Here is a 25,567-nt window from a genome sequence, read left to right on the forward strand (position 1 = left end):
AGCAGGTTCTAAAACATGCTGGGTGTATATCCAGGTGCGCAGATTTGCCGAGTGGCTATTTTTATACCGTTTTCTCTGATTTTCGGTACAAAGCGGCCACTCGGGGAAACTCGGTGATGAGTAGGTATAAGCTTATTCTTGTTGGGGGACCTCACTTGTACGTTTCACAGACTTGTTTCTGTTTTAGCGGCAACTATTGCGCCATGAGGACGAACATTCAGATCAGCTCGATGCTCTTGATAAAGGATTTGGAACCCTGCCTGTTTAAGAATCTCGGTAATAAAACTATCCGGCCAGTACCAGGCTGGGGCAATTGCGTGGTTAAAGGCTTCCAGGGAGCTTCCCCGAAAATATCCAAGCAGAAGGGTACTGCCTTCAGAAAGAGCTGACCAAATACCTTTAAGTTCCTGTAGGAGTTCGTCAGGGGAACAATGTATGAGCGAGTACCAAGCAAGAATGCCGCCGTATTCATGTCCCCTCTCATCTGCAATTGTTCCCACCCCAAACTGCTCATGGGGAAACTTTGCAGAGGCGATTTCAATGAAACGGGGAGTAGGATCAATTCCTTTTACGCTCTTGCCCAACGAAGCGATATAGTTTGTCCAGTGCCCAGGCCCGCACCCAAGATCAAGTATGCTTCCTGCTACGGAGCTGGACCAAGAGCTGATCAGCTTGCGGTCAGGCTCCTTCGTAGCTTTGAGATGCCCTAAGACCGTGGAGTACTCTTGCGCCTGCTCAGAGTAGGCAGAGATAGTTTGTACGTGGCTTTCATGGGTTGGCATCTGGATGCTTCCTTACCCCTTCATTGACGGATGAGTTCTGCTCAATCCATAGAGCAGCACGGTCGGAGATGAGCGATGCTAAGAAATGGATAGAAGTTCGTAAGCTCTGTACGTATGCCACATCTTCCTCGTAGCTTCCCTTGATGACTGGCTCATGGTGGGAAAAACGATTGCGGTTGATATACACAAAGTTAAGATGGCGCTCAAACTCGACTCTGCTAACCTTTCTCGAAAGGCAAGCACCAAACTTTGGCCAGACCGTTGCTTGGTAGTACTTGGAGAACAGGTATCTCCAGAAATCAAAGGGTAGCTCTGCAATGACCCGACCAGCCTCTAGGGGCTTGGCGCCACGTCTCGTAGCGCGTTCTACTGCCTTGTCTACGCTTTTCTTGGCTTGAGTACTCAGAGGTAGAGCAGGGTTTTGAAACCAGTGTGTGCCGTATCTTTCATGGTGGTTGAGGGCTCTATCTACTGCATTTCTCAGGAGAATCTCAAAGTGGCCGATATCAACAAGGAGTTCCTTAGTGATGTGAGCGTTCCACTGGTAGGCCTGTTCAGGGCTCCGGTACATCCTGTATTTATGAAGTCGAGGCTCAGAGAACCATACCTCTAAGTCTGTTGTTGATACCTGCTTGTCTCCCATGGTTCCTAGTATTACACTGAAGAGTGAAAACCCCGGAACGATCCCTGCTCTTTGCACATCGCCGGGGTTACTGTTTTATCAAAGTAACCAGCATGCGCAGTGAATCCCTGTTCAGGTTTCTGGAGGCAACCAAGGCGAAAACTTTTAATCCGTGGGTCGTGGGTTCGAGCCCCACAGGGCGCACATCTTCATCAGATTCACCCCGTTCCGGCGATACCGGAGCGGGGTTTTCTGTATCTTCACCGGTGAGAGGTGCATCAACTACAGGACCAAGAAGCTGTCCGAGGGTGATTCCCATATGTGCCGCAATCACACCTAAGTCGTTGATGGTAAACGCGCTTACTCCTCGAAGTCTCTTTGACAAAGCAGAGTGGGCCATGCCTATTTTGTCTGCCAGTTGACGGGCACTTAGTCCACGTCTTCCCATCCAGGCCTTTACCTCCCCTGCAACAGCTAGTTCAAATTCAGAAACAGGGCCACTTGTCCATGTCTTAGGCATCATGCCTCCCTACGGCGCGATGACCTCTACACCGACCATGGTCTCTCCGGCGCACTGGCCAAACGACCCGGCTTGGACAAAGCACTGACCGCACTGCATCCGGGTGATACGTTCGTGATCACCACTTTGGACAGGCTCGGGCGCTCCACCCAGAAAATGCTCGCACTGGCCGAGGAACTACGCGAACGAAATATCGGATTGCGCGTGCTCAACCTGGGTGGGGGTGATGTGGATACTAAAACACCCATGGGCGCCATGGTCTTCACCGTCATGGCAGCCCTGGCCCAAATGGAACTAGAGATTAAACGCGAACGCATCACCGACTCCGTCACCAAACGCCGCACCACCGGCGGCGACCTCGGTGGCCGACGCTCCACCTTCACTGAATCCCAAATCCGCGCCGCATTCAAACTCATCCAAGCCGGCGAACCTGCAACCCAAGTTGCCAAGGATATGGGGATGTCCCGTGCGACGCTTTACCGAAGAATCAAAGACGCGGATTCTTCTTTATAGTCCTAGTCCTCCAAGGGTCTGGACACAGGAGCTTACCCCTTTCTTCAGTGGTGCGACCAGAGGGAGAAGAAACATCCACCCCGGTGCACCTGCTGCGGTGACAACGACCCATCGCCCGCAGCAGGTGGCAATCGTCACGGTTATCCCTCTTTTTCAGATTCCTGTCCTCGGGATCAGAAAAAGACGGGCACCTGTCATAGGCCAGTGAGCATCTGCTGCATCTGGGCGATCTCGGCCTCCTGGTCGCTGATAACTTGTTCGGCCAGGGTGATCGCATGGGGATTCTGGCCGTCAGCAACCTCGTCACGGGCCATGTCGACCGCACCTTCGTGGTGGGTGGTCATCTGCTCCAGGTAGAGGCGGGCAGCCTCGGTGCCTTGGGCTTCCTCAAGGGCTGTCATGTCCTCCTGGCTCATCATCCCGCTCATGCCACCCATCTCGCCGTGATCCATGCCACTCATCTTGCCATGATCCATGCCACCAGAGTTGGTGACCGGCTGCTGGTCCCAGGCCTCGAGCATGGCGTTCATCCGGTCAATCTCCGGTCCCTGGGCGTCAATAACCCCCTGGGCAAACTCCACGACCTGGGCGGGGATACCCTCCTTGGCCAGGAGCATCTCACTCATCTCCACGGCCTGCTGGTGATGGGGGATCATCATCTGGGCAAACATGATGTCCGCGTCGTTGTGATCGGCGGAGATCTCCCCGTCCGCCTCAGTCGTCGCCGTGGTGGTCTCGGTCGTCTCAGGTGTAGTCGTTGCAGTGCTGGTGGCAGAGGTGGTGGTGTCGGTGGTGGCGTCGGTGGCCTCACCGCAGGCGGCCAGCGCCAGGGTGGAGGCCACGGCGAGAGTGGAAAGAACAAGGGTGCGCTTCATGGTGGAGCCTTTCAGTGTCATATGGGGCAGTGGAGAGAAGTGGTGAATCAGTGGACGGCAGTGGATGCCGGAGTAGGCGTGGTGTGTTCCTCCTTCGGACTGGTGGGAGCCAGGTGGGCCGGGTCCAGATCAATCCGGCGCAACAGCTGGGCGTTCAGGGCCACCACGATGGTCGAGGCAGACATCAAGATCGCGCCCACGGCCGGGGACAGCACGAACCCGATCGAGGCGAGCACTCCGGCGGCCAGCGGCACGGCGAGGATGTTGTAACCAGAGGCCCAGATCAGGTTCTGGATCATCTTGCGGTAGCTGGCCCGCGAGAGCTCAATCATTGACAACACTGCCCGGGGATCGTCACTGGCCAGGACCACTCCGGCGGATTCCATCGCCACATCCGTGCCGGCCCCGATAGCGATGCCGACCTCGGCGCGGGCCAGGGCCGGGGCGTCGTTGACACCGTCGCCGACCATGGCCACGCTCAGGCCACGCTCCTGTAACTGGGTGACCTTGGTGTCCTTGTCCTGGGGCAGGACCTCGGCGAAGACCTCATCGATCCCCAGGTCCTGGCCAACCGCCTGGGCCACCTGCTGCGCGTCACCGGTGATCATCGCGACCTTCACCCCGCGGTCCTGCAGGGCTTTCACGGCGGCGCGGGATTCGGGGCGGATCTTGTCCTCGACGGCCACCGCACCGATGATCTGACCGTCGCGGACAATATGGAGCACACCGGCCCCACGCCCGGTCCAGGCGCTGGTGGTATCGGTGAGCTCGGCCGGGGTAGTGAGGTTGAACTCGCGCAGCATGTTCGGCCCGCCCACGCGAATCTCAGCGCCATCGACAGTGGCCCGGACCCCCCGGCCGGAGGCGGCGCTGAAACCAGTTGCACGGATTTGCCGACGGGAGGCCTCGGGATGGGCGGCCGCGGCCGCCACGATGGCGCGGGCCACGGGGTGCTCGCTGTCGGCCTCCGCGGCGGCAGCCAGGGCCAGCAGCTCGCCCTCGGTAACGCCGACAGCTGCCGCGACACCGGTGACCGCGTGCGCACCCTCGGTCAGGGTGCCGGTTTTGTCGAAGAGCACCACGTCGATGGTGCGCATCCGCTCGAGCGCCATCCGGTCCTTGATGAGCACCCCGGATTTCGCGGCCCGCTCGCTGGAGATCGCAATGACCAGCGGAATCGCCAGGCCCAGGGCGTGCGGACAGGCGATGACCAGCACCGTGACCGTGCGCACCACGGCATCGTCCGGGCTGCCGATGATGGTCCACACCACCGCGGTGATCAGAGCGGAGATCAGCGCGAACCAGAACAACAACGCCGCCGCCCGATCCGCCAGGGCCTGGGCCCGGGAGGAGGACTCCTGGGCGTCGGCAACCATGCGTTGGATCCCGGCCAGGGCGGTGTCCCCGCCGGTAGCCTCCACACGGATGCGGACGGAGTTGTCGGTGGCCACGGTACCGGCAACCACCTTGTCACCGGTGTCGCGGAAGACGGGGCGGGATTCGCCGGTGATCATCGCCTCATCGAATTCGGCGGCTCCGTCGAGGATGGTTCCGTCGGCCGGCACCCGGGCACCGGCCCTCACCAGCACGACGTCGTCGACGACCAGCTCGGAGATGGCTACGGTGCGGGTGGTCCCGTCGATGACTTTCTCGGCCTCATCCGGCAGCAGGGCAGCCAGCGCGTCAAGCGCGGAGGACGCGGCCCCGAGAGCGCGCATCTCCAGCCAGTGGCCCAGCAGCATGATGGTCACCAGCAGGGCCAGCTCCCACCAGAAGTCCATGTCAAAACCGCCCAGCCCCAGAGTGGTGACCCAGGAGGCGACAAACGCCACGGTGATGGCCATGGCAATCAGGAGCATCATCCCGGGTTGGCGGGATTTCAGTTCCGTCCATCCGCCCTTGAGGAAAGGCGTTCCGCCGTAGACGAAGATAATCGTACCCAGTACCGGGGGGATCCAGGTGGATCCGGGGAATGCCGGGAGGTGGTAGCCGAGCAGGTGGGCGACCATGGGGCTGAAAATAACGACGGGAATGGACAGAATCAGTGACCACCAGAAGCGGTCACGAAACATTGCGGTACTGTGCCCGGCGTGTTCGCCGTGACCATGAACGTGGTGGTCTTCGTCCAGGACGGAGTGCGGGTGATCGTAGGGCATCGCCTGGCCATGGGTGTCAGCATCTGCGTGGTGCTCGTGGCTGGCATAATCCGGGTGGCGGGTGTGGTCTGTTTCCGGAGCGGGGTGATCACCATGGTGATTACCGGAATGGTGGGGAGTGCTCATTAGGTTCCTTCCGCTCAACCCGGTCGGGGCTGAGGTGATTGGTAAAACTGATCAGGATAAGACGGCGTAGCCAGCCTCCTCGATGGCCCGGCGAACCATCTCCGGAGGTACGACACCGGTGACCGTGACGGTGGAAACACCACCAGTAGCGAGATCAACCTGGACGTCGTCGACCTGGGGAAGAGCCTGAAGGGCCTGGATCACGCTTTTCGCGCAGTGCCCGCAGGTCAGACCGGTGACCTGGTAGCTAGGGGAGGACCCTCCTGCTGACGAGTCGTTGGCGGCAGGGGTGGAGGCGGTGCCGGTACGTGAGGCAGGCTCGCAACAGCTGCAGCCGTGGGAGGCCATCGGCAAGAGGCGGGGCGGGGAGGTGGTCGTCATGGGAAAGCTCCTACGGGTTGGCGGGATGCGACGATGCTACCCTCTAGCATATACCCCAGGGGGGTATATTTGGAAGGGGGGGCACGGCCCTCACGCGGGGCAGGGTACGGTCACCGAGCAGCCTCCTCACTGTCGGGAGGGGACAGCGGGAGGAGGAGGGTAAACACCGCTCCGCGACCGGGTCCGGGGGAGGTGGCGGTGAGAGTGCCGCCGTGGGCCTCGATCAATGCCTTGGAGATGGTCAGACCGATACCGGCCCCGCCGTTGTCCCGGCTACGGGCGGCATCCCCCCGGTAGAAGCGTTCGAAGATGTGTCCGAGCTGGCCAGGTGGGATGCCCTCGCCGTCATCGGCGACGTGGATGAGCGCGGTGGATGCCTCCTGTCGGTGGACGCTGATCCGGACCTGCCCGCCGGCCGGGGTGTGCCGTAGCGCGTTCGACAGGAGATTGCTCATCACCTGGCCGAAGCGTTGCCGGTCCACGAGCACCCGGGCGGTGTCCGTAATGGTCTCGACCTGTAAATCGACGCCTTTGTCAGCATAAGCTTCCCCCGCGGCAGCAGCGGCGGTATGGAGCAGATCCCCGAGCCCTTCCTCCGCCAGGTCCAAATCGATCCGGTGTTCCTGGGCCCGGGAGACATCGTCGATGTCTTCCATCAACCGGGTCAGGCGGGCGAGTTGATCAGCCATGATCGTGTGGGTGGCATTATTCCAGTCCACAACCCCGTCCTGGAGGCCATCGAGGTAGACCGTGAGCACCGATAAGGGGGTGCCCATTTCGTGGGCTAGATCAGAGAGCATCTGGCGGCGGACCTGTTCGGTGTGTTCCAGCCGGTCGGCCATGGTGTTGAAGGCATGCGCCAGGGTGGTGACCTCGGGGCCTGCTTCTCCGGCGGGCACGCGGATACGGTAGTTGCCGGCCGTCAGGCTGGTAGCGGCGCGGGTGAGATTCTGCAGGGGGGTGCGCAGGCGACACGACAACCACAGGCTGGCCAGCAGGGCGCTAATCAAGGCGGTGGGCAGGGCGACGGCCAGGGTGATCAGGCTGGCGTCCCGGTAGGCCTGCTCGGCATGGAACAACTCCAGCGAGGGGTCCTCCTGGTCGGTCATCAACATATGATCATGGAACAGGGTCGGGCCCACCATCGTGGCCACGGCCGCAGCCACCAGCAGACTAATCACCACGACCAACACCTGGGCGGCCAGGAAGCGGAAGGTCAGGCCGGGTCCGTGATTCATGGCTGTCCCACCCGGTAGCCCACGCCACGCACGGTGTCGATAAACCCCCGGCCCCGGGTGTCGGTGCCGAGCTTGCGACGCAAGTTGCCGATGTGGACATCGACGATGCGTTCATCACCGACCCAGGTGGTGTCCCAGACCTCGGTGACCAGATCGTGGCGGGTCAGCACCTGGCCGGGGCGCAGAGCCAGGGCAACCAGCAGCTCGAACTCCGTGCGGGTGAGCTCCACGGTCGTCTCCCCCACCCGCACCTGATGGGCGACGGGGTCAAGGATGAGGTCACCAACGATCAAGGGGGTGGTCACCTGCGGTGGGGTGGTGCTGGTGCGCGGGCGGCGCAGCACCGCATGCACCCGGGTCACCAGTTCCCGGATGCTAAAAGGTTTGGTGATGTAGTCATCCGCCCCCAGGGTCAAACCGCTGATCTTGTCGTCCTCGCTGCCACGCGCGGTGAGCATGAGGATGTAGCAGTCCGAGAAGGTGCGAATCCGTCGGCACACCTCCAGGCCGTCGAGTTCGGGTAGCCCCAGATCCAGCACCACAACATCGGGGGAAAAGCGACGGGCCTCGTCCAAGGCCTGGGTGCCGGTGTGCGCCTGGCGGGTATCGAAGCCGGCCCGGATGAGGTAGGAGGCCACCATCTGAGCCAGGGGTTGTTCATCATCGACGACCAGCACCCGCCCCGGGGGCGTGGCGGTGGTCGGTGTGTAGTCAGCCATAGACCCCAGTATCGCTCCGGCCAGGGGGAATACCAACCTCGCTCAGTGCCCGGCGGGGAAATCTTCATCAAATCTTCAAACATCACCCTTCGACCGCCGTCACCCCTGTGCCCCACCCCGGGCCGGCGGCATCCCCTCCACTGGCCGGTTCAGCAGGCGCCACCAGGGATTTCACTGCCTGCACCGCATACCCGGGGCGGGTAGAAGGACATCGCCCACGGCTGTGGGGTGGTGACCCGGTGGTGACCCAGCCCACCGAATTCACCCCCTTTTCGCCCTGTCATAGTGCTGTGAGCAGGGTTTTTGATTTCTAGGCCGTCAGGCACCCGTGTTAGACATAAGGTATGGCATCGACCTTGAGACGGTGTCTTCTCACGGTCTTACCACGATCCAAGGAGATTGACGTGAAACGAGCAGCGATCGCAGCCGCCGCCCTTGCCCTCGCCCTCACGGGGTGTTCGGCCGCCGACCCGGAACCCACCGCCGACGGGACAGTGTCCCAGGATACATTCCTGACTACCCATGGCCTGGCCGACATGGACGCGGTGGAGATCATTGATCACCTCGACCGGCAGAAGGTCACTGAGCGTCCCACGGATCTGATTGCCTCAGTGCGTGCCGATGAACTGCTGCTCTCGGGCGATGACCAGGAAGTCGTGGTCGATCTTCCCGACAATCAGACGTATGTCTCGATCGCACCCTATCTCACCTCCACCCACGACTGCTTCTACCACAGCCTCACAACCTGCCTGGGGGAACTCGACAATGAGGACATCCAGGTCACGATCACCGATGAGGCGACCGGTGAGGTGCTGGTGGACGAGGCGACAACCACCTTCGACAATGGGTTTATTGGCTTCTGGCTTCCTGATGATACCACCGGCCTGATTGAGGTCAGCTACCAGGGGCTTACCGGCACCACGGAGTTTTCCACCACCGACGACGGTGCCACCTGTGTCACAGACCTGCGCCTGACGTGATGGCTCAGCAGGGTCCTCACCTGCGCCTGTCTCCCGTATCACTGAAATCTTGCACCAAGAAAGGTTAAATCATGACAAACGCGTCTTCCCGACGACAGTTTCTGCTCGGCGGGCTCGTCCTCGCCGGCACCGGGGCCCTGACCGCCTGCACCAGCGCCCCTGGACCCGCTGCCTCGGGATCAGGTCCCTCCCTTCGCCCCATTCCCACCCCCACTGCGCTCGGTGAGCCGACGGTGCGCCGGACACTGACCGCCCGGCCCCTCTCCCTGGATATCGGCGGCATCGAAGCCAAGACATGGGGGTACGTCTCTGACACCGGGGATGCGGCCATTGAGGCCACCGCTGGCGACGTCCTCCAGGTCGATATCACCAATGAACTGCCTGAGAGTACCTCCATCCACTGGCATGGCATCGCACTCCACAACGCAGCCGACGGTGTGCCCGGCATGACTCAGAACCCCATTGAACCTGGCGAGTCTTTCTCCTATGTTTTTGAAGTCCCCCACGGTGGCACCTACTTCTACCATTCCCACACCGGCCTGCAGCTTGATCGCGGCCTCCACGCCCCACTGATTATCCGTGACCCGCAAGACGCTGAGGACCAGGACGTCGAGTGGACCATCGTGCTCGACGACTGGGTCGATGGCATTCAGGGCACTCCCGACGATGAGCTCGACAAGCTCACCGGAATGGGTTCGGGCGACCATAACGGGGGAATGGGAATGGGAGGTCACGACCAGATGATGCACGGCACCCCGGATCAGGTACTTGGCGGGGATGCCGGTGATGTGATGTATCCGCACTACCTCATCAACGGACGTATCCCCCGTGCTCACCGGACCTTCAAGGCTCGCCCGGGCGACAAGGCCCGCCTGCGGTTTATCAACTCCGGCGGTGACACCATCTTCAAGGTGGCCCTCGGTGGTCACCGCATGACCGTCACCCACACCGACGGCTTCCCTGTCCAGCCCTGGGAGACCGAATCGATCTATCTGTCCATGGGCGAGCGTGTCGACGTCGAGGTCATCCTCGGCGACGGTGTCTTCCCGCTCACGGCTTTGGCGGTGGGTAAGGACGACCGCGCCTTCGCTGTCATCCGCACCGCCGGCGGTCAGGCCCCCCGCCCCGATGTCGACTTCCCCGAGTTGTCGTCCACCGGACTGCTTCTGTCCTCCCTGAAGCCAGCAGACCGTGCACTCTTGCCCGAGGGCACACCAGACCGAGAAGTCAGCATCGACCTGGGCGGTCAGATGATGCCGTATGAATGGAGCATTCTCACCGACGGCCAATCCTCCTCCGCGACCGTGCAGGAGGGCCAGCGCCTGCGGATGGTCATGCGCAACAGGACCATGATGCCCCATCCCATGCACATCCACGGCCACACGTGGGCGCTGCCCGGCAGCGGCGGGCTACGCAAGGACACCGTCCTTCTCCGCCCGGGTGAAACCATGATCGCCGACCTGATCGCTGAGAACCCCGGTGAGTGGGCATTTCACTGCCATAACGCCTATCACATGGAAGCCGGGATGGTCAGCTCGCTTCGCTACGAGTAACCCCCACAGCAGGGTTGAGTGCCCAGGTGGGCAGAGTTGCTGCAGACCGCCCACCGGGCAGCACGATGACCTTCCTCGGTGTTGTGGTCTTCCGGGATAACCAGAAAACCGTCTTCTTCCCCACCGGGTTACTGATGATCGGCATCCTGGCTGCGGCAGCTGCAGGTCTGATTGTTAGGGTCTTTGTAGGTGTTGTCTAGGCTTCTTTGAATCAGGAAGGTTACTAGGGCTGCCTGGCTGTAGATTGGAACTTTTAATCCGTGGGTCGTGGGTTCGAGCCCCACAGGGCGCACAAGAAAACCCCGCTTGGCTTGGTAAAACAGGTCAAGCGGGGTTCTTTTTGCTGCAGGTTATACAGTAAGGCGCCTGACACACTTCTTAATATTTTCCCTGTAAAGCTTCCCTATCGGAATAAGTAGGCGTAGTATTTATTACATCAATGAAATGCAACTTCGAAGGAGAAGATGACCATGTCACGCGAATTCAAGACCGTAGCTGTTCTGGGCACCGGCGTCCTGGGCTCACAAATCATCATGCAGGCAGCCTGGCACGGCAAGAAGGTATTTGCCTACGACGCCTTCCCCGAAGCCCTCGAAAAACTAACCGACCGCTGGGCCTGGATCCGTCAGGGCTACGAACAGGATCTTCCCGACTACACCCCCGAAAAGTTCGACGAAGCCATCGCCCGCATCGTCCCCACCAGTGACCTCAAAGAAGCGGTCGGCGACGTTGATATCGTCATCGAGGCTGTACCCGAAAACCTCGACCTCAAGCGCGAAACCTGGGCTAAGGTAGGGGAGCTGGCTGACGATCGCACCCTGCTCGCTACCAATACCTCGTCTCTGCTGCCCTCTGACTTTGCAGACGCTAGCGGCCATACCGACCGCTTCCTGGCTATCCACTACGCCAACCGCGTCTGGATCCGTAACACCGCAGAGATTATGGGCACCGCCAAGACCGACGAAGAGAACATCAAGGACGCCATCCGCTACGCCGAAGAAACCGGCATGGTCCCTGTCTACGTCCGCAAGGAGCAGCCCGGCTACCTGCTGAACTCCCTGCTCATTCCCTGGCTCGATGCCGGCGCAAAGCTCTACGTCAATGGCGTAGGCACCCCTGAAGAAATCGATAAGGCCTGGACCATCGCTACCGGTACCAAGGCAGGCCCCTTCGCAGCCTATGACACCGTGGGCTTCAACGTCGCCTCACACATCGCCTCGGCAAGCGATGATGAAACCGTCCGCGAGTTCGGTGTCAAACTCAAGGAAGCTCTCGAAGCTGGCTTCAGTGGTGTTGCCGACCGCAAGGGCTTCTACCTCTACGACGAGGACGGCAACATCACCGGCGCCAACGACTACTGGACTGAAAACTTCGGTCAGTAAGCTCAAACTCCTCTCCTCTGCACAAGCTGCCCGGGAGGTCCTGACACAGGATCTCCCGGGCAGCTTTCAGTGTTGGATTCAGTTGACCATGCGGTTAGCGTTCAACGGGGCGCAGCCCGGCAGGGTCCTCTGCGCCCCATTCAGACCAGGAGCCGTCGTAGACAGCGAGCTCGGTATAGCCCGAAACGTAGGCGGCCAGGGCATCGATACAGGCAGTGACGCCAGACCCGCACGAGAAGATGAGGGTCTCAGCATCGCCGGCGACGGCGTCAACGGCAGCCTTCATCTCTTCGGGGGCGCGGAAGCGCCCCTGTTCATCGAGCAGAGACGTGAAGGGCAGGTTGACTGAGCCGGGAATATGGCCGGCCCGAAGACCCGGACGGGGCTCGGGGGCAGTACCGGCAAAGCGTTCGGCGCTACGGGCGTCAATGACGGCGGCGTCCGGGCGTTCAGCTAAGGCCTTGGTGGTCAGGGCGTCCACAAAGAGCCCGCGGTCCTCAGCTACAAAGGAGCCGGGCACGAAGGGACCCTCGTTGAGGGGGAGCTGGCTGAACCCGGCTGCCTCCCAGGCGGGCAGGCCGCCGTCAAGGACGGCCACGTTGTCGTGCCCCATGGCCACAAACATAAACCAGCCGCGAGCAGCAGAAAACATGCCCTGGCGGTCATAGACCACGATGGCGGCGTCCTTGCTGATACCCAGGGCGCGTACCTGAGCTTCAAAGTCCACGGCCTCCAGCATGGTGTGTACCCCTTCGGGCGCGCTGAACTCTCCGTCAATATCGAAGCGGCGGGCACCGGGTATGCCCGTGCTTGCCCCGGCGAACTCGCCCACTGAGGCGTCCAGAATCACCAGGTTAGGGGCGGCGATGTTAGCTGAGAGCCACTGGGCCCCCACGATGGGAAAGCGCAGGTGAAGAGCGGAGGTTTCGGGCATTACTAGCCTTTCAGTGAGGTGTTGTTACCCTCCCATGCTACTGACTCGGCCGCTACCCGCGAAAGGCTGCACCCCGGCGTCCTTGCTCATAGATGGCAAGGACGCCGGGGTGCAGTAGGTGCGACAAGTTAAGGCTTGGAAGCCGAGCGGCTTAGAAGATGCCGCTTGCCTTGCGGCCGGTATCGGTCAGGGTGATTTCGCGAGAATCGCGGTTCTGGTCGTTACCGGTTGAGGTATCCCCGGCGATACGGCCGACCTGGGTGACGGTGATGTAGTTGCGCAGGCGGCCCTCTGAGGTGAGGCCGTCACCGAAGTTGAGGTTGGCAACCAGCTGGGTTTCACCGGCCTTGATGGGGTTGGCCAGGGTGACCAGGAAGCTGCGGGTTGAGGTTGTGGCGTTAAAACCCAGGTCGCGGGTGTAGGCGCCGTTGAACCAGCCGGGGGTGATCAGGCGGTCAACGCCGGTGGGGCCCGATGCGGTCTTCACGTCGATACGGAAGGAGACCACGGGGAAGTCGCCGTAGTAGCGCTCAGTGCCCACGTTCTTCAGGCGCAGGGCGACCAGGCCAGCGTAGCCTTCAGCCTTCCAGGATGAGACGGTGAGGACGGGCTCAAGGTCGTAGGCGGGGGCGGCGGCTCGGGCTGCGGTTGAGGCAAAGGCCAGGGAGGCGGTGCCCAGAGCTAGGGAGGTGATGGCGGTGCGACGGGTGATAGCGGTCTGCATGGTTGTACCTTCTCTCAAAGACGGGGCGGTTTAGTAGGAGTCAGCGGGGTTGCTGTAGAGCTTGACGGTGACCTGGTTCTTGATGGGGACGTTGGCGCGCCAGGCGACGGGGTTGGACCAGGTGCCATTGAGCATGCAGTACTGCTGGGTGCCGGTCATGGCGATGGTGCGGAAGCCGTAGGTGGCTTCGCCGGTGTAGCCTGCGGGTACTTCGTAGGGGCCGATGGTCTGGCCGACGCTCCAGGAGAGGGAGTAGGAGGCGTCGCCGCCTACGGTCTTGGCGATGGAGTAGGCGATGCCGGCGTTGATGCTGCCCTTATCGAGGTTCTGGGTGCCGCCCAGGTTGAAGGAGGCGGTTTCGGTCTTTGACCCGTTGACGCTCATGGTGACGGTCTGGGTCTTGGAGAGGTTCTGGGTGAGGTTGACGGGGGCTGAGGTGCTGTTGGTGGTCGAGATGGTGCCGACGGGGGTGAAGTTGTCGGTTACCTTGTAGACCACGGTGCGGTAGGCTTCCCAGGCGTTGCAGACGGGGCGGGCGTTGAGGATATTGGCCTTGATGTGGTCGCTCTTGTGGTAGGTTTCCACGATCGGCAGGGTGGGGTTGAGGGCCGGGGTCTCGGGGTAGGTGTTGATGATGGTGCCGGAGCCTGCGTCGGTAGTGTCGGCGGCGCTGGCGGGGGCGGACGCCATGGAGAAGGCCAGTGCAGCTGCTGAGAGGGTTGCTGCTACTTTGGGTGCGAGCTTCATGGTTTGCTCCTAGGGTCAGGTGGTGTGCGGGTGGGCCCCTGGGGGGCTTAGTGGTCATTCTAGGGGCGGGTTTTGGCGCGCTTATATCGCAGGTAGGACGCCCTTGCTTAGGTGGGTGCGGGGTCTTGACTTTGGCGGTGGGCGGGTTTATTTAGGGCTTGAAATTTTGCTGGGTTTTCTTTAAAAATAGGTGGGCTTGTCCCTTAAAGTTGTGACGACTTTAAGGTTGTATAGACTTGACGTTTTCGGGGTAAAATTTTGTGTTGCACCTTACTTTTCCTGTTGTTTACCCTGTGTTTACGGAGTGCTCTCTTGCCCATGTTCGCTATGAGCGAATTAAATCAGGGGCAGGAAGTCCTAATTCCGCCCACTGAGCCGACCACGGGCGTCCGCCTGCCCCTCCACTAGACTGAGAAACAAGCACCCCAACCCCTCAAGGAAGCCATGCCCATCAACAACGCAGAAACCGTTACCATCCTGACCACCGGTGGCACCTTCGATAAGGTCTACTCCGTAGCCGGTGAACTCGAAATCGGTGAACCTTCGGTGCCCGAACTGCTGAGTTTCGTGCTCACCGACACCGCTTTTGAGGTGCAGAGCGTGCTCAAGCTCGACAGCCTCGACATGGTCGACGCCGACCGCGCTGTACTGGCGCAGGCCCTCAACGCTGTAGAAAACGACCGCGTCCTCATCACTCACGGTACCGACACCATGCCCGAAACCGCCCGCTACCTAGAAGCCCATGCTGATGTGGGTGAGAAAGTCGTTGTACTCACCGGTGCTATGCAGCCCGCTTCCATGCGTAAGTCCGACGCCAGCTTCAATCTGGGGGCAGCCGTCGCCGCCCTCAACCTGCTCGAACCCGGCGTCTACATCTCAATGAGCGGCCGTATCTTCCCCGCCTCAGCCGTCAAGAAAGACCGCGCCCGCGGTATCTTCGAAATCGCGTAAACCCTGGTGAGCCGGGCAATAGGTCGGTAGGCTTAAAGCAAGTACCTACCGCCCACTGACCAGGAGGACCCCGTGAGCCAGCACCCCGGCAACGACAAGACTACCGGCAACTACCAGCCCCAACAGCCCCCTGCCTACCCTAATCAGACCCAGCCGCCGTCCTATTCGGCAACCCAGCAGGGCGGCCACTACAACGAGCAGGGAGCCTACGCGGGCTACGCCCAGGCCTACGGTCAGGGCTTGCCCGCCCACATGGATGCCCCCGAACGCCCTCAGGCTCTCAAGACCGCCAGCCTCATTATGTACGTGATGATTGGCCTGGGCCTTCTGGGGTCTATTCTGAGTACCATCTTCTACCAGGAGATCCAGCAGGCTACCAATAGCAGCATCCTCTCCCTCTTCAGCGGTCTCATGAGCGAAGAAGACTTGGCAGCGGCAGAGGCCGAGATTGCAATGACCGCAGACACCGGCTTTGCCACCGCTGGGCTTATCGTGGGCTTGGTCTTTGGCCTGATCTGGTCAGCCCTGCTCGTCTTCTTCACCATCATGATGAACAAGGGTCACAACTGGGCCCGTATCGTGCTGACCGTCGTAGCGAGCATCCAGATTCTCAACCTGATCATGGGTGCACTGACACTGCTTCTGGTCTTCCACTGGATCATGTTGGTAGACCTGCTCGCGGGTGTTCTCGCCATCGCCTTCCTGGTCTTCGTCTGGAAGAGCCCCGTCTCAACCTACATACGCCAGATCAAGGCCTACCAGCAGTGGAAGCTGCAGCAGGCCTACCTGGGCGCTGATCAGGGTCAGCGCTAGTGCCCCTGCCCCAGCAACCTGATGCGGTAGCGGGTGGCACGCGTCCGCCTCATAACCTGCGGGCAGAAGCCACCGAACTCCTCGTCCGACTGACCGGCAACCCGGTAGCGACCTTCCACCCCGGCCAGTTTGAGGCCATCGAAGCCCTAGTGGAAAACCGCCGTCGGGCCCTGGTGATTCAGCGAACCGGCTGGGGTAAATCAGCGGTCTACTTCCTCTCAGCCCTGCTCCTGCGCAGGCGGGGGAGTGGCCCTGCCCTCATCGTCTCGCCCCTGCTGGCGCTCATGCGCGACCAGGTGCAGGCCGCCGCCCGGGCCGGGGTGCGGGCAGCAATGGTGAACTCCTCGAACGTGACCGAGTGGGACGCCGTGCGAGCCCAGCTAGCTGCCGGTGAGCTCGATGTTCTGTTGGTGGGCCCTGAGCGGCTCAACAACCCGACCTTCCGCTCAGACTGGCTCCCCGAGCTGGTACACACCTGCGGCCTGCTGGTTATCGACGAGGCCCACTGTATCTCCGACTGGGGCCACGACTTCCGCCCGGACTACCGCCGCATCCGTGACCTGATTGCGGCCCTGCCCGTCGGCGTCCCCGTGCTGGCAACCACCGCAACCGCCAACGAGCGGGTAGTGCAGGACGTCGCCGAGCAGCTCGGCGCGCGTGAGCAGGGGAGCGCCGATGATGTCTTTATTCTGCGCGGGCCACTGTCCCGTGACTCGCTGCGCTTGGGCGTCCTCACCCTGCCTACCGCCAGTGACCGCCTGGGCTGGCTGGCCACCCATCTAGGCAGTCTGCCGGGCTCCGGCATTATCTATACCCTGACCGTTTCAGCGGCCGAAGATACCGCTACCGCCCTGCGGGCAGCGGGCTACGACGTGTTGGCCTACAGCGGTAAAACCGACCCCGATGAACGTCGCGAAGCCGAAAGCGCCCTCAAAGAAAACCGAGTCAAGGCTCTGGTTGCCACCAGCGCCCTGGGCATGGGCTTTGACAAGCCCGACCTGGGGTTTGTGGTGCATCTGGGCGCTCCTTCTAGCGCTGTTGCCTACTACCAGCAGGTGGGCCGAGCTGGACGCGGTGCGATCAAGGCCGATGTGCTCCTGCTACCTGGTAGCGAAGATAAGGAAATCTGGGACTACTTCGCCACCGCCTCCATGCCCACCGAGGAAAACACCGGGGCTGTCCTGGCAGCCCTGGCCGAGGCAACCGCCGCAGGCCAGGAGCTCAGCGTACCCGCGCTTGAAACCCGGGTAGATGTGAAGCGTTCTTCGCTGGATTTGCTTCTCAAAGTCCTGGCTGTAGAAGGTGCCGTGGAACGCGGCTCCCGCGGCTGGGTAGCCACCGGTAACCCTTGGTACTACGACGCCCCGCGCTACGCCCGGGTACGCCAGGCCCGCCAGCGCGAGCAGGAAGCCATGCTGGCCTACCAGCACACCGACACCTGCCGCATGGTCTTCCTCGCCAGCGAATTAGACGACACCACAGCCCGCCCCTGCGGCATCTGCGACGTGTGCGCCGGCCCCTGGTACCCCACCGGCTTCAACCCGGCCCTCACCGAGCAGGCCGGCTCAGCCCTCGCCCGCGTGGGTGTACCCATTGAGCCGCGCGGCATGTGGCCCACGGGCCTCGACCGATTGGTACCTCACGCCGTGCACGCGGGTACCGGAAAACCCCTGCGTGGCAAGATCGCTGAGGCTGAACGCGCCAACGAGGGCAAAGCGCTCGCCCGCCTGACCGACCTGGGCTGGGGCAACCGCCTGCGCGAGATTTTCGCCCCCGGACCCGACGGGCAGCCCGTGGACGGCCCCGTCCCCGCCGACCTGGGCAGGGCCAGCCTGCAGGTACTGGCCGAATGGGGCTGGGCAGAGCGCCCGGTTGCCGTCATCGGTCTACCCTCGCCGGTGCGTCCGCAACTCGCTTCGTCGCTGGCTCGCGGTATTGCCTCCGCCGGGCGCCTAGCCGACCTCGGTGACTTTGAATTGACGGACGCCCCCGCCCACTTCGGCGGTAACAGCGTCTTCCGCTGTGCAGGCGTGCTGAATGCCTACCGTCTGCCAGCAGCCGCGGTTGAATACCTGGCTGCCGCTCCGGGGCCGGTGTTGGTTGTCACCGATAGAATTGACTCCCGCTGGTCTACCACCGTCACGGCCCGCACCCTGCGGGCAGCCGGCGCCACCGCCGTCCTGCCCTATGCCCTGGCCATCACCCACTAAGCACGCGCTGAAGGAACCATGCCCCGATCCCCCCTGCCCATGCGTCCGCGCAACCTGAACCACGAATCCCTCATGCGCCAAGCCATCGACCAGGCCAAGCTTGCCCTGGCAAGCGAGGATGTGCCCATCGGCGCGGTAGTTGTGGACGCCGCCGGGCAGGTCATCGGGCGTGGCTACAACCGGCGCGAGGCGGACGCCGACCCCACCGCCCATGCCGAGGTCATCGCTATCCGCCAGGCGGCGGAGCACCTGGGAAGCTGGCGGCTAGAGGGCTGCACCCTGGTGGTTACCCTCGAACCCTGTCTCATGTGCGCCGGGGCTATCCTGCTAGCCCGCCTGCCCACGGTAGTCATGGGGGCCTGGGAAGAAAAAACCGGGGCGGCGGGGAGCGTCTACGATGTGCTGCGCGACCGCAAGGTAAACCACTGGGTGGAGGTCTACCCCGGTGTGCTTGAGAAGGAATGCGCCGAGCTCCTGACTACTTTCTTTAGAAAACATCGCTCCTAGGCCGAATTGCCCCGCAAACGTACGGCAGAAAACTGCCTGCCCCGCCCCGTCATCATGTATCTTTGAAAAAGAAACATCATTTTTTCAAGTACCGTAAGGGGGAGGGCATGGCCGCACAGCAGGCAGAAACGGTCGTCTACGCACACCAAACACCGGTGGTTGAGGCGAGCACACGCCGCCCCGGACGCACCAATAAGACCCAACTCAAACTCTTCGAAGCAGCCATGGACATCATGAGCGAGGGCGGCCCCACCGCCACCACAGTAGAAGACATTGCCGAGCGCGCTGGGGTTTCCAAAGGCACGGTCTACTACAACTTCGGCTCGAAGAAGACCATGATTGACCAGCTCCTGCAGTACGGTGCCAAGCTCCTGCTGGCTGAAATGACGGTTGCCAGCGACCACGAGGACCCTAGGGAAGCCCTGCGTAGCGCCCTACATGCCGCCATCATCTACCTCCGCGAGCACCCTGGCTTTGCCCGGCTCTGGGTTTCAGAACTCTGGCGAGCCGGTGCTGACTGGTCACCCACCACCGACCTGATCCGCGCAGATATTATGCGCTTTATTCGCGAGCTCATTAGCCGACTGGCTACCCGCTACACCGTTCGAACTGACCGCTCTATCGAGGGTGTTTCTCTCATCATTTTTGGTGCGGTCTTCATGCTGTCAATGGACGAAACCCGCCACGGTGCTGAGCGCACTCCCGAGGAAAGCGCTGAACTGGCCATGCTAACTATCGATGGGTATATCCAGGCTTAGAGGCCTCTCTTTGAGTCCCGCTAAGTTGAGTGACTGGGGCATCTAGGGTAAAATTTCCAGAGTTTGGTGACGTGTCCGAGCGGCCGAAGGTGCAACACTCGAAATGTTGTGTACGGTAACCCCGTACCGAGGGTTCAAATCCCTCCGTCACCGCCAGTGGTAAAAACCCGTTTCCCCTAGTGAGAGCTAGAGGGAGCGGGTTTTTTCATGCCCAAAAACGGCCCCGTGACAAAAATCTGACATAAACCTGTCAAGCGGTGATACCCGTGTGATACTCGTTTGCCCTCCACCTCTATACCTAACTGTGGCACCGACCGTCATATGTGGCAGTGCCACCGCCACATTTGGGAGTCACCGCAACATGTAGCGCTCGTGAACACAGTGTTGGCTGGCCGTCCTCTCCGAGCTAGCGGCCAGTGGTAGCTTTTAACTATGCGTATTAAAGTTCTGGACCACCCCCTGGTTGACCACAAAATTACCGTTCTTCGCGATAAGAACACCCCCTCCCCGATTTTCCGCCAGCTTGTTGACGAGCTCGTCACCCTGCTGGCCTACGAGGCTACCCGCGAGATTCGCGTTGAGCCCCGCGAGGTTGAGACCCCCGTTGCTACCACTGTTGGCTCCCACATCGCCAACCCCCGCCCCCTGATCGTGCCGATTCTGCGCGCCGGTCTGGGCATGCTAGAGGGTATGACCCGCCTTATTCCTACCGCTGAGGTGGGCTTCCTGGGTATGGCCCGCAACGAGGAAACCCTGGATATCGTCACCTACGCCGAGCGTCTCCCCGAGGATCTCACCGGCCGTCAGGTCTATGTGCTGGACCCCATGCTGGCCACTGGCGGTACCCTGATTGAGTCCATCAAGTTCCTGCGTGCTCGCGGTGCTGAGCACATCACCTGTATATGCGTACTGGGTGCTCCTGAGGGCATCGAGGCACTCGAGAAGGGCGTTGATGGCCTTGAGAATGTTGATCTCTTCCTGGCTGCCCAGGACGAGCGCCTCAACGAGAAGGCCTACATTGTGCCCGGTCTGGGCGATGCCGGTGACCGCCTCTACGGGGTCGCTGAGTAGGGATTTTTTAGCTCACTGCCTTTAGCCTAGGGGTAGCTCGCCGGGTGGCGGGCTGCCCCTGTTTTTGTAGGGGCGGACGCCTGCTGCGGGCCCGGTACGTGATGGCAAATATATTGCATGGTGAGATTTGGCCACAAAAAGGTATTGACATTTGAATTTCAGGCGTTCTAGCTGTCTGGTTTTTTTGCTAGGTAAAAATATGCAGAAAACCGGGGGTGCCAAGGCTTTCTTTAGAATCCAGGGTGTAAAAGTATGCCGTGGGGTGTAAGGATTTTCATGTTTGCTGACCCTTGCTCGAGGGCTAGACTCAGATAAGTTGAAAAAATACGCGAATATTACTTGCTTTAAATACAAATTCGGACAACGATTAAAAGTAGACAGCAGGCCCACCCGCACACGGGGTTTGCTTTCTAGCGGAACCACACACTAATGCTCAACTCATACAGGGAGAAGGTAGGCAAAATGTCAGGTGCACCGGGGTATGTTCACATCTCGCAGCGCAACCGTTCTGCCGCTCAGCGCCAGCAGGGTGTAGCCGGTCATAGCCGTGGTATTGCAAAGCAGCAGCCCGCTAATCTTCGCCCTATGACCTACAAGCCTGAGCCTCCGCGCGCAGCTGCGCAGGAGAACGAAGCTCGCGGCTTCGTCATTTATGTTGGCCTCAGCGAAGAAGCTGCCGCTAACCACGGAACCTCTTTGGTGCGAATCGTCCAAGATACCCGCGCCTATGTGCAGAACCAGGTGCCCGGCGCAGAGTCCTACGCCGCTGTGGCGCTGGCCCCTGCCGATGCGCAGGGTAGCGACCTTGAGGTCGTCCGCAATGCGCTGGGCGACCCCACAGCCGTGCATTACCAGCCTGAGGCGGTACCGGCGTCCGCTCATCACGGTGGCGAGGACGCCAAGCCCACCCACTCAGTGGGCGTGCTGATTGATCTTTCCCGCCGCGAGGTTTACCTGGACGGCGAACTGCTCAACCTCACCTACAAGGAGTTTGAGCTCCTCAACTACCTGGTTGAAAACGGCCAGCGCACCGTTGCCCGTGAGGAGCTGCTCACCAGCCTGTGGCGTGACGCTGAAGAAATCCCCAATGAGCGCACCATTGACGTGCATATCCGCCGTCTGCGCTCCAAGCTGGGGCGCCTGTCGAATACCGTGCGTACCGTGCGCGGCCAGGGCTACCGCTTCTACGAGCACCCCGAGGTTGTTGTCTGGGCGGCACCGGAATACTCCATCTAGGCTTACACCCACCGTGCGAAGAGCGCCGCACTCAGCTATAGAAGCTGGGTGCGGCGCTCTTTATATGCGCGGACGCTCCCGCCCCGGCTCCCTGCTGCCGGGGGAGCGGGCGGTAGTAGAGTAGAGGGCATGACTGTTCCCTCTCTGAAAACTTCTCTTGTTGGCTCTGGCCCCCTCAAAACTGTCTTTCTGCACGGCCTGTTGGGGCGGGGTAAGAACTTCACCCGTATTGCGAAGGGGCTGGGTGAGGGGGTGCAGACCCTGCTCGTTGACCTACCCAACCACGGGGCGAGCTATTGGACAGAGAGTTTCGACTATCGGCAGATGGCAGATCTGGCGGCTGAAGCCGTTGAAGAATTCGGGGCTGGGGAGCCTGTGGTGCTGATGGGCCACTCGATGGGTGGCAAAATCGCTATGCTGCTGGCCCTGCGCCACCCCCACCTGGTGAGCAAGCTGGTCGTTATCGATATCGCCCCGGGGGAATCTAAGGGTAGCTTTGAGATTCTCATGGATTCTATGCTGAACCTGCCGATCGACACCTACACTACCCGTTCCCAGGCCGAAGCTGACCTGGCAGTCAACGTACCAGCTGCCGGCACCCGAGCTTTTCTTCTACAGAATCTGACCATGTCAAAGACCGGTAACTCCTGGGAACCCAACCTACAGATGCTCCGTCGCCACCTGCCCGAGATTATGGGCTGGCCGGGGGCTGACGGAGTTTTTGAGAAGCCGGTACTGTGGGTCGCAGGTGGGGAGTCCCCCTATATTACAGATGCCGACCTTGAGCCTATGAAACGGCTTTTCCCCCTGGTGCGTCGTGTGGTGATCAAGGGAGCCGGGCACTGGGTACACTCTGAGAAGCCTGAAGAGACCATTTACCTGCTCAAGCGCTTTATCGGCCTCGACGGTTAGGATGGGTGTATGACCGATTTCGCCCTGCCACGTCACGATGCCCGCACCCTCATTATCATGCGTCATGCTGAAGCTGACTGGGGGCTTGACGATTTCAACCGCCCCTTGACCCGTCATGGGAGTGAGCAGGCTCAGCGGGCCGGGGCATGGTTGAAGGAGAAGGGGCTGATACCCGAGATGCTGGTCAGCTCAGCGGCACTACGTACCAGGCAGACCACTACCTGGGTTTCAGACGCCCTGGGAGAGAAAGCGCCCACCGCTAGTCTGGATGAACGCCTCTACAACGCACCGGCCTCAGCCCTGCTCACAGCTATCAACCGCACCCCCGCCGGGGTGCAGTCCCTGATGCTGATTGCCCACCTCCCCGGAGTGCAGGACGCCGCCCTGCAGCTTGCCCGCCCCGATTCAGAGTACGAGGCGCTGATGGATGCCTCCTACGGGTATGCCCCCTCGTCCCTGACCGTTTTTGAGGTAAGCGGTGACTGGGACCAGCTGATTGAGGGCGAGGCCCGCCTCACCCACTTCGCGACCTTCTAGCGGACGTCCGCGCGGGTGGGGCGTCCGCACCTGTGGCGCTAACCGCCAAATGTGGCGGCGGCATCGCCACATTTGGCGGTTAGCAGCACACTTGCCAGCAGAGTGCCGTGAAGGTACAGAAAAACCCCGGTCGACCAAGGTCAACCGGGGTTTTGTGGCGGAGACGGGGGGATTTGAACCCCCGGTCGAGTTTAACCCCGACCCTTCATTAGCAGTGAAGTCCATTCGGCCGCTCTGGCACGTCTCCATAGTCTGTGTAGAGGCTCGTCAACGTGGCCTAGCAACACAGCTCTACCCATACTAGCGACAAAAGTAGCGGTGGTCAAAACCCCGTGAGATGCAGGCATTCACCCTGGAGGTGGCTGAGACCAGCTTGATAAACTGGCATAGATAGCGTCCAATAATCAGCGGTAAGGAAATAGGCGTGTCAGAATCGTATAACCAGCACGACCCACAGAACTCACAGCAGAACTACGGCTCCTACAGTGCGCCCAGCGAGCAGCCCTACGCCCAGAACTACAACCAGCCCTACGGCCAGGTTGCTGTAAACCCCGAGGGGCAGAAGCATGCCCAGAACGCCATGATTTTCGGTATTCTGTCCATCGTGATTGCGGGCCTCGGCGTGGTTTTTGGCCCCCTTGCCCTTTCTCAGGTTCGTAAGGCTGAATCCTACGGAGCTGAAGCAACCGTCGGTAAGGTCACCGGCTGGATTGGTCTGGTTCTGGGCATCCTTTCCCTGCTGTTTATCATCGCCTATATTGCCTTTATCGTTATTCTGATTGGCACCGCCGGCACTTCTTCTAGCTACTAATACTAGAAGTTTTTGACGTAGAACGAGCGGGGGCAGGCTGAGGCCTGCCCCCGCTTTTGTCTCTGAACCCGAGCATGAAAAACCCGCTCCCTTGCGGAAGCGGGCTTCGTGGCGGATGGTGTGGGATTTGAACCCACGAGACGGGGTTGCCGCCTACTGGTTTTCAAGACCAGCTCCTTCGGCCGCTCGGACAACCATCCAAACTGTGCTGAGCACTTCTACTATGGTACACAGTTGCCGCCCTAAAGCAAAATAGTGGCCTTTGTGCCCTTGCTCTCGTTAGGCTGGGGTAAGGGGCGGGCTGCAAGCGTCCGTCCGCCTAGTTGCCCCGGTAAGGGGCAGAAAATCCTGTCTGAGAAGGAGTTCCCCATGCGCGCCATCCTCGAAGAAGAACACGGCGGCCCCGAGGTGCTGGTCGTGAGCGAGCAGCCGACGCCGACACCTGGCCCCGGCCAGGTGCTGCTACGGGTGGCGGCCAGCGGGGTCAACCGGGCGGACGTCTCCCAGCGGCAGGGCTTTTACCCTCCTCCCCCTGGGGCTAGTTCCATCTACGGCCTGGAGGTCTCGGGCACGGTGGAAGCTGTGGGGGAGGGCGTCGATGAGGGCTACCTAAACCTAGAGCGGGTCGCCCTGCTCGCTGGCGGTGGGTATGCCGAGTACGTGGCGGTGGACCTGAACCACACCCTGCCGGTGCCCGAAGGCATCAGCCTCGAAGACGCCGCCGGCCTCATTGAGGTGGCTGCAACGGTCTACTCCAACCTGGTTCTTACCCTGGGGGTTGCACCCCGCCCCGAGGGCAACAACGGCAAAACCCTGCTCATTCACGGTGGCACCGGCGGCATCGGCACCCACGCTATCGAACTGGCCCGAGCCCTGGGACTACAGGTTTTTGCCACCGGCGGTAGCGACGAAAAGTGTGACTTCATTCGGGCGCTGGGCGCTGAGGCTATCAACTACCGCACTCAGGACTTTCGCGAAACCGTCCGCCAGCTTACGGACGGACGCGGGGCCGACTACATCCTGGACGTTGTGGGGGGAGCCTACCTAGAAGAGAACATTAAGACCCTGGCGGTAGATGGCTCTATGGCCGTCATCGGCCTGCAGGGCGGCCCCAAGGGGCAGCTCAACCTGGGCTATATGCTCCCGCGCCGCTTGAGCGTGCACGCCACCTCCCTGCGCTCGCGGTCGGCTGCTGATAAGGCCCGCATCGTCGACGGTGTGGGGCAGCTTGTGTGGCCCCTGATTGAAAGCGGGGAGATCTCAAACCATACCAGCGCCGTCTTCCCGCTTGAGCGGGCATCAGAAGCCCATGCCCATTTAGAAGCCGGGGAGCATCGCGGCAAAATCCTGCTGACCCCCTAAACCGCGGGCGTCCGCGCATCTGCGGCGGGCGCCCTGCCGACCGGTGAATGAAAAGCGGCGTCACAAGCGCCGTAATATGTGACCTGGCGCCCATAGGAGAGTATTGTGTGAGTGCACACACCCACACAGTTGTGGGACATCACAGTC

General features: G+C 61.1%; 26 protein-coding genes, 3 tRNA genes and 1 pseudogene. 17 read left to right on the forward strand and 13 right to left on the reverse strand.

Annotated elements, in window-relative coordinates; all coding sequences use genetic code 11:
- Positions 1-164 precede the first annotated feature (164 nt).
- The 3 genes from L6758_RS08535 to L6758_RS08545 all read right to left on the reverse strand — a co-directional run bounded on the left by L6758_RS08535 (position 165) and on the right by L6758_RS08545 (position 1,927).
- Entirely contained in the window at positions 165-782 is a 618-nt protein-coding gene (locus tag L6758_RS08535; RefSeq protein ID WP_237205621.1) for a class I SAM-dependent methyltransferase, read from the reverse strand.
- The gene (locus L6758_RS08540; protein ID WP_237205622.1) at positions 769-1,425 is read right to left on the reverse strand and encodes a hypothetical protein; all 657 of its coding nucleotides are present in this window, start codon (positions 1,423-1,425) and stop codon (positions 769-771) included. Before L6758_RS08540 ends, L6758_RS08535 begins: the two co-directional genes overlap by 14 nt.
- A gap of 67 nt (positions 1,426-1,492) precedes the next feature.
- The gene (locus L6758_RS08545) at positions 1,493-1,927 is read right to left on the reverse strand and encodes a helix-turn-helix domain-containing protein (RefSeq protein ID WP_237205623.1); all 435 of its coding nucleotides are present in this window, start codon (positions 1,925-1,927) and stop codon (positions 1,493-1,495) included.
- Between L6758_RS08545 and L6758_RS08550 the strand changes: the two are divergent.
- Positions 1,928-2,437 (forward strand): annotated as a pseudogene (locus tag L6758_RS08550) (recombinase family protein); the annotation flags it as partial.
- 194 nt (positions 2,438-2,631) lie between these two features.
- Here the strand turns inward: L6758_RS08550 and L6758_RS08555 are convergent.
- The 5 genes from L6758_RS08555 to L6758_RS08575 all read right to left on the reverse strand — a co-directional run bounded on the left by L6758_RS08555 (position 2,632) and on the right by L6758_RS08575 (position 7,932).
- Positions 2,632-3,312 (reverse strand): DUF305 domain-containing protein, encoded by a 681-nt coding sequence (locus L6758_RS08555; RefSeq protein WP_237205624.1) that lies wholly within the window; start codon positions 3,310-3,312, stop codon positions 2,632-2,634.
- 47 nt (positions 3,313-3,359) lie between these two features.
- Entirely contained in the window at positions 3,360-5,384 is a 2,025-nt protein-coding gene (locus L6758_RS08560; RefSeq protein WP_237205652.1) for a copper-translocating P-type ATPase, read from the reverse strand.
- Positions 5,385-5,645: 261 nt separating this feature from the next.
- The gene (locus L6758_RS08565; RefSeq protein WP_237205625.1) at positions 5,646-5,975 is read right to left on the reverse strand and encodes a heavy-metal-associated domain-containing protein; all 330 of its coding nucleotides are present in this window, start codon (positions 5,973-5,975) and stop codon (positions 5,646-5,648) included.
- A 110-nt stretch (positions 5,976-6,085) separates the two neighbouring features.
- On the reverse strand, positions 6,086-7,213 hold the full coding sequence (locus L6758_RS08570) for a sensor histidine kinase (RefSeq protein ID WP_237205626.1): 1,128 nt from the start codon (positions 7,211-7,213) through the stop codon (positions 6,086-6,088).
- On the reverse strand, positions 7,210-7,932 hold the full coding sequence (locus L6758_RS08575) for a response regulator transcription factor (RefSeq protein WP_237205653.1): 723 nt from the start codon (positions 7,930-7,932) through the stop codon (positions 7,210-7,212). Before L6758_RS08575 ends, L6758_RS08570 begins: the two co-directional genes overlap by 4 nt.
- Before the next feature lie 404 nt (positions 7,933-8,336).
- Between L6758_RS08575 and L6758_RS08580 the strand changes: the two genes are divergently transcribed.
- From L6758_RS08580 to L6758_RS08595, 4 genes are all read left to right on the forward strand, one after another.
- Positions 8,337-8,912, forward strand: coding sequence for a CueP family metal-binding protein (locus tag L6758_RS08580; protein ID WP_237205627.1), 576 nt, complete (start codon positions 8,337-8,339; stop codon positions 8,910-8,912).
- Between the two features lie 71 nt (positions 8,913-8,983).
- On the forward strand, positions 8,984-10,465 hold the full coding sequence (locus L6758_RS08585) for a multicopper oxidase family protein (protein WP_237205628.1): 1,482 nt from the start codon (positions 8,984-8,986) through the stop codon (positions 10,463-10,465).
- A 26-nt stretch (positions 10,466-10,491) separates the two neighbouring features.
- The gene (locus L6758_RS08590; protein ID WP_180377850.1) at positions 10,492-10,665 is read left to right on the forward strand and encodes a hypothetical protein; all 174 of its coding nucleotides are present in this window, start codon (positions 10,492-10,494) and stop codon (positions 10,663-10,665) included.
- A 270-nt stretch (positions 10,666-10,935) separates the two neighbouring features.
- Entirely contained in the window at positions 10,936-11,847 is a 912-nt protein-coding gene (locus tag L6758_RS08595; RefSeq protein ID WP_237205629.1) for a 3-hydroxyacyl-CoA dehydrogenase NAD-binding domain-containing protein, read from the forward strand.
- Positions 11,848-11,941: 94 nt separating this feature from the next.
- Here the strand turns inward: L6758_RS08595 and L6758_RS08600 are convergent, their stop codons facing one another.
- The 3 genes from L6758_RS08600 to L6758_RS08610 all read right to left on the reverse strand — a co-directional run bounded on the left by L6758_RS08600 (position 11,942) and on the right by L6758_RS08610 (position 14,252).
- The gene (locus L6758_RS08600; RefSeq protein ID WP_237205630.1) at positions 11,942-12,781 is read right to left on the reverse strand and encodes a sulfurtransferase; all 840 of its coding nucleotides are present in this window, start codon (positions 12,779-12,781) and stop codon (positions 11,942-11,944) included.
- A 151-nt stretch (positions 12,782-12,932) separates the two neighbouring features.
- Positions 12,933-13,505, reverse strand: coding sequence for a hypothetical protein (locus L6758_RS08605; RefSeq protein WP_237205658.1), 573 nt, complete (start codon positions 13,503-13,505; stop codon positions 12,933-12,935).
- Between the two features lie 30 nt (positions 13,506-13,535).
- Positions 13,536-14,252 (reverse strand): hypothetical protein, encoded by a 717-nt coding sequence (locus tag L6758_RS08610; protein WP_237205631.1) that lies wholly within the window; start codon positions 14,250-14,252, stop codon positions 13,536-13,538.
- Positions 14,253-14,696: 444 nt separating this feature from the next.
- On the opposite strand from L6758_RS08610, the gene L6758_RS08615 reads away from it, so the two are divergent.
- The 10 genes from L6758_RS08615 (at position 14,697) to L6758_RS08660 (ending at position 23,247) form a co-directional block, all read left to right on the forward strand.
- The gene (locus L6758_RS08615) at positions 14,697-15,203 is read left to right on the forward strand and encodes an asparaginase domain-containing protein (RefSeq protein ID WP_237205632.1); all 507 of its coding nucleotides are present in this window, start codon (positions 14,697-14,699) and stop codon (positions 15,201-15,203) included.
- Between the two features lie 72 nt (positions 15,204-15,275).
- Positions 15,276-16,016 (forward strand): hypothetical protein, encoded by a 741-nt coding sequence (locus tag L6758_RS08620; RefSeq protein ID WP_237205633.1) that lies wholly within the window; start codon positions 15,276-15,278, stop codon positions 16,014-16,016.
- Entirely contained in the window at positions 16,016-18,226 is a 2,211-nt protein-coding gene (locus tag L6758_RS08625) for a RecQ family ATP-dependent DNA helicase (RefSeq protein ID WP_423817182.1), read from the forward strand. The genes L6758_RS08620 and L6758_RS08625 overlap by 1 nt, the downstream gene beginning before the upstream one ends.
- Before the next feature lie 18 nt (positions 18,227-18,244).
- Positions 18,245-18,733 carry a tRNA adenosine(34) deaminase TadA gene (gene tadA, locus L6758_RS08630; RefSeq protein ID WP_423817183.1) on the forward strand — a complete coding sequence of 163 codons (489 nt, stop codon included), beginning with the start codon at positions 18,245-18,247 and terminating at the stop codon, positions 18,731-18,733.
- Between the two features lie 107 nt (positions 18,734-18,840).
- The gene (locus L6758_RS08635) at positions 18,841-19,491 is read left to right on the forward strand and encodes a TetR/AcrR family transcriptional regulator (RefSeq protein ID WP_237205634.1); all 651 of its coding nucleotides are present in this window, start codon (positions 18,841-18,843) and stop codon (positions 19,489-19,491) included.
- A 65-nt stretch (positions 19,492-19,556) separates the two neighbouring features.
- Positions 19,557-19,647: transfer RNA gene (locus tag L6758_RS08640), tRNA-Ser, on the forward strand.
- Between the two features lie 276 nt (positions 19,648-19,923).
- On the forward strand, positions 19,924-20,562 hold the full coding sequence (gene upp, locus L6758_RS08645; protein ID WP_185174039.1) for a uracil phosphoribosyltransferase: 639 nt from the start codon (positions 19,924-19,926) through the stop codon (positions 20,560-20,562).
- Between the two features lie 462 nt (positions 20,563-21,024).
- Entirely contained in the window at positions 21,025-21,798 is a 774-nt protein-coding gene (locus tag L6758_RS08650; protein ID WP_237185177.1) for a winged helix-turn-helix domain-containing protein, read from the forward strand.
- A 129-nt stretch (positions 21,799-21,927) separates the two neighbouring features.
- Positions 21,928-22,710 carry an alpha/beta fold hydrolase gene (locus L6758_RS08655; protein WP_237196425.1) on the forward strand — a complete coding sequence of 261 codons (783 nt, stop codon included), beginning with the start codon at positions 21,928-21,930 and terminating at the stop codon, positions 22,708-22,710.
- Positions 22,711-22,719: 9 nt separating this feature from the next.
- On the forward strand, positions 22,720-23,247 hold the full coding sequence (locus tag L6758_RS08660) for a SixA phosphatase family protein (protein ID WP_237199555.1): 528 nt from the start codon (positions 22,720-22,722) through the stop codon (positions 23,245-23,247).
- 155 nt (positions 23,248-23,402) lie between these two features.
- Here the strand turns inward: L6758_RS08660 and L6758_RS08665 are convergent.
- Positions 23,403-23,494: transfer RNA gene (locus L6758_RS08665), tRNA-Ser, on the reverse strand.
- Between the two features lie 177 nt (positions 23,495-23,671).
- Between L6758_RS08665 and L6758_RS08670 the strand changes: the two genes are divergently transcribed.
- A complete protein-coding gene (locus tag L6758_RS08670) occupies positions 23,672-24,058 on the forward strand; it encodes a hypothetical protein (RefSeq protein WP_237205635.1) in 387 nt (128 codons plus the stop codon).
- Between the two features lie 109 nt (positions 24,059-24,167).
- On the opposite strand, the gene L6758_RS08675 is transcribed toward L6758_RS08670, so the two are convergent.
- A tRNA-Ser gene (locus tag L6758_RS08675) sits at positions 24,168-24,258 on the reverse strand.
- 169 nt (positions 24,259-24,427) lie between these two features.
- Here L6758_RS08675 and L6758_RS08680 point away from each other — a divergent pair.
- Complete coding sequence (locus L6758_RS08680; RefSeq protein ID WP_237205636.1) at positions 24,428-25,420, forward strand: NAD(P)H-quinone oxidoreductase; 993 nt, start codon at positions 24,428-24,430, stop codon at positions 25,418-25,420.
- The last annotated feature ends 147 nt before the right edge of the window (positions 25,421-25,567 follow it).

It is taken from the genome of Rothia nasimurium, from assembly GCF_928382285.1.
Taxonomy (GTDB): domain Bacteria; phylum Actinomycetota; class Actinomycetes; order Actinomycetales; family Micrococcaceae; genus Rothia; species Rothia nasimurium_E.

What these genes read in the sequence shown, in the direction of transcription:
- L6758_RS08535 (WP_237205621.1), bottom strand. Translation starts at nt 782, where the DNA reads ATGCCAACCCATGAAAGCCACGTACAAACTATCTCTGCCTACTCTGAG.
- L6758_RS08540 (WP_237205622.1), bottom strand. Translation starts at nt 1,425, where the DNA reads ATGGGAGACAAGCAGGTATCAACAACAGACTTAGAGGTATGGTTCTCT.
- L6758_RS08545 (WP_237205623.1), bottom strand. Translation starts at nt 1,927, where the DNA reads ATGATGCCTAAGACATGGACAAGTGGCCCTGTTTCTGAATTTGAACTA.
- L6758_RS08555 (WP_237205624.1), bottom strand. Translation starts at nt 3,312, where the DNA reads ATGAAGCGCACCCTTGTTCTTTCCACTCTCGCCGTGGCCTCCACCCTG.
- L6758_RS08560 (WP_237205652.1), bottom strand. Translation starts at nt 5,384, where the DNA reads ATGTTTCGTGACCGCTTCTGGTGGTCACTGATTCTGTCCATTCCCGTC.
- L6758_RS08565 (WP_237205625.1), bottom strand. Translation starts at nt 5,975, where the DNA reads ATGACGACCACCTCCCCGCCCCGCCTCTTGCCGATGGCCTCCCACGGC.
- L6758_RS08570 (WP_237205626.1), bottom strand. Translation starts at nt 7,213, where the DNA reads ATGAATCACGGACCCGGCCTGACCTTCCGCTTCCTGGCCGCCCAGGTG.
- L6758_RS08575 (WP_237205653.1), bottom strand. Translation starts at nt 7,932, where the DNA reads ATGGCTGACTACACACCGACCACCGCCACGCCCCCGGGGCGGGTGCTG.
- L6758_RS08585 (WP_237205628.1), top strand. Translation starts at nt 8,984, where the DNA reads ATGACAAACGCGTCTTCCCGACGACAGTTTCTGCTCGGCGGGCTCGTC.
- L6758_RS08595 (WP_237205629.1), top strand. Translation starts at nt 10,936, where the DNA reads ATGTCACGCGAATTCAAGACCGTAGCTGTTCTGGGCACCGGCGTCCTG.
- L6758_RS08600 (WP_237205630.1), bottom strand. Translation starts at nt 12,781, where the DNA reads ATGCCCGAAACCTCCGCTCTTCACCTGCGCTTTCCCATCGTGGGGGCC.
- L6758_RS08605 (WP_237205658.1), bottom strand. Translation starts at nt 13,505, where the DNA reads ATGCAGACCGCTATCACCCGTCGCACCGCCATCACCTCCCTAGCTCTG.
- L6758_RS08610 (WP_237205631.1), bottom strand. Translation starts at nt 14,252, where the DNA reads ATGAAGCTCGCACCCAAAGTAGCAGCAACCCTCTCAGCAGCTGCACTG.
- L6758_RS08615 (WP_237205632.1), top strand. Translation starts at nt 14,697, where the DNA reads ATGCCCATCAACAACGCAGAAACCGTTACCATCCTGACCACCGGTGGC.
- tadA (WP_423817183.1), top strand. Translation starts at nt 18,245, where the DNA reads ATGCCCCGATCCCCCCTGCCCATGCGTCCGCGCAACCTGAACCACGAA.
- L6758_RS08635 (WP_237205634.1), top strand. Translation starts at nt 18,841, where the DNA reads ATGGCCGCACAGCAGGCAGAAACGGTCGTCTACGCACACCAAACACCG.
- upp (WP_185174039.1), top strand. Translation starts at nt 19,924, where the DNA reads ATGCGTATTAAAGTTCTGGACCACCCCCTGGTTGACCACAAAATTACC.
- L6758_RS08650 (WP_237185177.1), top strand. Translation starts at nt 21,025, where the DNA reads ATGTCAGGTGCACCGGGGTATGTTCACATCTCGCAGCGCAACCGTTCT.
- L6758_RS08655 (WP_237196425.1), top strand. Translation starts at nt 21,928, where the DNA reads ATGACTGTTCCCTCTCTGAAAACTTCTCTTGTTGGCTCTGGCCCCCTC.
- L6758_RS08660 (WP_237199555.1), top strand. Translation starts at nt 22,720, where the DNA reads ATGACCGATTTCGCCCTGCCACGTCACGATGCCCGCACCCTCATTATC.
- L6758_RS08680 (WP_237205636.1), top strand. Translation starts at nt 24,428, where the DNA reads ATGCGCGCCATCCTCGAAGAAGAACACGGCGGCCCCGAGGTGCTGGTC.